Annotated in this window: 4 protein-coding genes; 2 read left to right on the plus strand and 2 right to left on the minus strand. The window is 71.3% G+C overall.

Going from position 1 to position 4,593, the window contains the following annotated elements; genetic code table 11:
* Positions 1-37: 37 nt before the first annotated feature.
* Positions 38-1,375 carry an NADP-specific glutamate dehydrogenase gene (gene gdhA / locus ACFU8Q_RS39355; RefSeq protein WP_384464386.1) on the minus strand — a complete coding sequence of 446 codons (1,338 nt, stop codon included), beginning with the start codon at positions 1,373-1,375 and terminating at the stop codon, positions 38-40.
* A 201-nt stretch (positions 1,376-1,576) separates the two neighbouring features.
* On the minus strand, positions 1,577-1,816 hold the full coding sequence (locus ACFU8Q_RS39360; RefSeq protein ID WP_384464389.1) for a hypothetical protein: 240 nt from the start codon (positions 1,814-1,816) through the stop codon (positions 1,577-1,579).
* Between the two features lie 106 nt (positions 1,817-1,922).
* On the opposite strand from ACFU8Q_RS39360, the gene ACFU8Q_RS39365 reads away from it, so the two are divergent.
* Both ACFU8Q_RS39365 and ACFU8Q_RS39370 read left to right on the plus strand, forming a co-directional pair.
* Entirely contained in the window at positions 1,923-3,587 is a 1,665-nt protein-coding gene (locus tag ACFU8Q_RS39365) for a hypothetical protein (protein ID WP_384464392.1), read from the plus strand.
* 360 nt (positions 3,588-3,947) lie between these two features.
* On the plus strand, positions 3,948-4,394 hold the full coding sequence (locus ACFU8Q_RS39370) for an RDD family protein (protein WP_384464395.1): 447 nt from the start codon (positions 3,948-3,950) through the stop codon (positions 4,392-4,394).
* Positions 4,395-4,593: the final 199 nt, after the last annotated feature.

The following is a 4,593-nucleotide window of genomic DNA, read 5'->3' on the forward strand; positions in this document are numbered from 1 at the left end:
CGACCGGGCCGATGTCGTCACCGAACTGTTGGGCAGGTCAGATGAGGCCCTGCGCGAGCATCGCGTCCGCGACCAGTTCGAAGCCGGCGATGTTGGCGCCGACGACGTAGTTGCCGGGGCTGCCGTAGCGTTCCGCGGTGGTGTAGCAGGAGTCGTGGATGTGACGCATGATCTCCGCGAGGCGCTCCTCGGTGTGGGCGAACGTCCAGGAGTCGCGGGAGGCGTTCTGCTGCATCTCCAGGGCGCTGGTGGCCACGCCGCCCGCGTTGGCCGCCTTGCCGGGGGCGAAGGCGACGCCCGCCTCCTGGAGGACGCGTACGGCCTCCGGAGTCGTGGGCATGTTGGCGCCCTCGGCGACCGCCTTCACGCCGTTGCGTACGAGGGCCAGGGCGTCGGCCTCGTGCAGTTCGTTCTGGGTGGCGCAGGGCAGGGCCACGTCGACGGGGACGTTCCAGACGCCGGTGCCGGGGACATACGTGGCGTGCTCGCCGCGGCGCTCCGCGTAGTCGGAGACCCGGCCGCGGCCGGCCTCCTTGATCTCCTTCAGGAGGGCGAGGTCGATGCCCTTCTCGTCGACGACGTAGCCGTTGGAGTCGGAGCAGGTCACCACGGTCGCGCCAAGCTGCTGGGCCTTCTCGATCGCGTAGATCGCGACATTGCCCGAGCCCGATACGGCGATGCGCTGCCCGTCGAGGGACTCGCCCCGGCTGCGGAGCATCTCGGCGGTGAAGAGCACACAGCCGTACCCGGTCGCCTCGGTGCGCACCAGGGCGCCGCCCCAGCCCAGGCCCTTTCCGGTGAGGACGCCGGACTCGTAACGGTTGGTGATCCGCTTGTACTGGCCGAACAGGTAGCCGATCTCGCGGCCGCCGACGCCGATGTCACCGGCGGGGACGTCGGTGTACTCACCGAGGTGGCGGTGGAGTTCGGTCATGAACGACTGGCAGAACCGCATGATCTCGGCGTCGGAGCGGCCCTTCGGGTCGAAGTCCGCGCCGCCCTTGCCGCCGCCGATGGGCATGCCGGTGAGGGCGTTCTTGAAGATCTGCTCGAAGCCGAGGAACTTCACGATGCCGAGGTTGACCGAGGGGTGGAAGCGCAGCCCGCCCTTGTACGGTCCGAGCGAGCTGTTGAACTCGACCCGGAAGCCGCGGTTCACGTGGATGTCGCCGGAGTCGTCCGACCACGGCACGCGGAAGATGAGCTGGCGCTCCGGCTCGCAGACCCGCTCGATGATCCGGGCGTCAACGAATTCCGGCCGCTGTTCGAGGACCGGCCCGAGGGTCTCCAGGACCTCCCGTACCGCCTGGTGGAATTCGTTCTCCCCCTGGTTGCGGCGGAGAATCTCCGCGTACAGCGGCTCAATGACACGCATCTGATCAAGACCTTCCGTGAGTGCCCTTCGCGCGCGAAGGTGCCCCCGTCCCGGGGCACCAGCGGTCCCCCTCGCCATTGAGGGCGTCGCCCGGACTTGCGCGCGCTGCGGCTCACGAAAGCGACGTACCGAACCGGTGTGGCATTTCGATTGTCCCAGCGGCTCCGGAAGATCGTCTACGTGTCCGCGAAATGGACCATTTCATGGTTGCGCGTCCGTACGGCGCAGCATCCACAGCCCCGCGCCGGATGCGAGGACGACCACTCCGGAGACGACGCTCAGAGCGATGTGCAGACCGTTGTCCTCCATGAGGAAGTTCAGGGAGACGTTCGCGGCGATCGCCGCGCACAGCACGATCCAGAGCAGGGCTTTCACGGAAACCTCCAGGGCCGGGGCGGTGTCTTGCGGTATGTCTTGCGGCTTGTCCTGCGCTGTGTCCATCCTCACCGCCGGTATCCGCCGCCACGAGGGACCGGGCCCCCGGATCCGTGGTGCAGTCAGCTCCACCCTCGTACGGGTACGGACGGTCCCCGTTAGGGTTTGCGGGATGGGGACCACCGAGAGAACGGCGGCGCGCGAGCCGGGAAGCGAGCGGTCCGGCGCCGGTCGGCGCCCCGCGGCCACGGGCACCGATGCGGACGCGGCGCGGTGGTGGGTTCCGGGCGTCGCGGTGCTGGTCGTCGTGCCGTTGTACGTCCTGTGGGCGCTGGTGCTGGCCACCGGCGGCGGTGATCTGGCGGCCCAGTCCGCCTGGGCCGGGTTCGCGTCCCGGCATCCCGGGTCCGCGTACAACCTCTCCTGGTACGGCGGGATGCACACCGCCAACTACAGCCTGCTGGCACCGCCGCTCATGGCGGTGTTCGGGGTGCGGGCCGTCACCGTCGCCGCCGGGCTCGGCGCATCGTGGGCGCTGGGGCGGCTCTGTGTGCGGGCCGGGGTGCGGTGGCCGGTCGCGGTGTCGGTGCTGGGGTCGTTGGCGCTCTGGTGCAATGTCGCGTCCGGGCGCACGACGTTCGCGCTCGGCGTGGCGATCGGACTGGTCGCGCTGTTGTACGTGCGGCACCGGCCGGGCGTCACCACGGGCTGCACGGCGCTGGCGACGGCGGCGAGTCCGGTGGCGGGACTGTTCCTCGTGGTGGCGGGTGGGGCGTACGGGCTCGACCGGCAGTGGCGGCGGGCAGCGGTGCTCCTCGTGCCGCCGTTCGTGGTGGTCGCGGCGACGACCCTGCTGTTCCCCTTCACGGGCGAACAGCCGATGGCCATAGGGAAGTTGTGGATGCCGTTGGCCGCCTGCGCGGCCTTGTGGCTCGGGGCGCCGCGCGAGGGCGGCTGGCGGGTCGTCCGGTTCGCGAGCCTGGTGTACGGGGCCGGTGTCGTCCTGACCTTCCTGATCCCCTCGCCCATCGGGACGAACGTGGAGCGGCTGGTGGGACTGGCCGGCCCGCCCGTGCTCCTCGCGGCGGCGCTGACCGTCCTGGCGCGGTGGGCGCGGGGCGGGTGGCTGCTGCGGGTGCGGGCCGTCCTGCTCGTCGGGATGCTCGCGTACAACACCGGCTGGCTGGTCGACAAGACCGATGACGATCTGCGGGTCTCCACCACCGTGCCCGCCTGGGCGGCCCACACCGACGGCGTGGTCGCCGAACTGCGCAGACTCGGTGCCGAACGGACCCGGGTGGAGGTCGTACCGGCCCGCAATCACCGGGAGGCGGCCGTGCTCGCCCCGCACGTGAACATGGCGCGCGGCTGGAACCGTCAACTCGACGTGGAGCGCGGGCGGCTGTTCTACGGGAGGACGGCGCCGGCCCCGGCCGCGTACCGCGCCTGGCTGGACCGGTGGGGTGTGGGCCTCGTGGTGCTGCACAACGGCAGGCCGGACGGGCCGGCCGAGGCGGAGGCGGAGATCGTCCGGCGCGGCACGGACTGGCTGGAGCCGGTGTGGCACGACGCGGACTGGCGGATCTACCGGGTGCGCGACGCCGTCCCGCTGGTCTCGGCCCCGGGCGCCGTCGTACGCGGGGACGACGCCTCCGTGGTGGTACGGATGCCCGCTGCCGGCTCGGTGACGGTACGGATCGCGCACTCGCCCTGGCTGCGGGCCGACGGGGGCGGATGCCTACGGCAGGACGGCGAGTGGACGCGGCTCACGGTGACGCGGGGCGGCGAGTACCGGCTGGATTCGCACTACCGGTTGTGGCCGTTCGGGTCGTGCTGACAGGGACCGTGCGCGAGGTCCTTGCGCATCGGTCACACAGTGACGGCAAGGCCTATGCGCAGAGGCCGATGCGCGGAGGTCGGTACGGCGTACGGGGCGGAGCCGGGTACTCGGGCCTCGGTGAGTGGTTCCGGGTACGCGGACCTGGCCACGCCGTGACAGGTAATCAGACATGATGCCGTCATGACGACGTCGCGGGGCCACAGACGTACCCGGAGCGGTGCCCGGCCGGCTTCACCGGGCGGGCCGCCGCCCTCGGGGTACGGGCGCCCCGGACCTGCGGGACCGTACGCCCACCCCGCTCTCCCACCCGTTCCCGGGCAGCGCGCCGCGCCCCGCATCCCGCCGCGTGCGGGGGACATGCGCCGCTATCTCGCCGTCGCGCTCGACTGCTACCTCTGCCTGGTCACCGCCGGGTTACTGGCCCGGCCGTACGTGGACACGGCCGCCGTTCCCGAGGCCGTCGGTCTGCTGATCGGCCCGGTGTTCGCGTTCTCGTTCCTCAATCAGGTGGTCCTGACGGCCGTCGTCGGGGGCGGCGCGGGCAAGCTGATCATGGGGATACGGGTGATCAGACTGCCCGACGCCGGGCGCCCGGGGCTCCGCCGGCTGGTGCGGCGCTGGCTGTACGGGCTGTGCCGGGTGCCGTTGCAGCCCTGGTACGTACTGCGCTCGTACCTCGCGGGTCCCGGCGTCCTCCCCCTCAGCACCTTCTGGACCAGCGGGCACAACGATCCGGTAGGCCTGCGCCAGGTCCGTCACAGCGACCTCACGGCCCACCGGAACGCCGCCGCCGGCTACCTCTGAGCCGGTCACCGGAGGCCGGACGCCCTGCCACACCGTCCGGCCTCCGGTAACGACCTCACCCGCGATGGAGAGCGGGCTCCCGGCGTCATGCGACTCCGCCTCCGGCGTTGTCGTCGGTCAACGACGCTCCGCATCGCTTCCCTCCTCCGCCTTGGATTCGAAGCCGCATGACGCGGCTCGCTGATCCACTCTCCATCGC

Origin of the sequence: Streptomyces sp. NPDC057543 (assembly GCF_042801895.1) — a bacterium.
Taxonomy (GTDB): Bacteria; Actinomycetota; Actinomycetes; order Streptomycetales; family Streptomycetaceae; genus Streptomyces.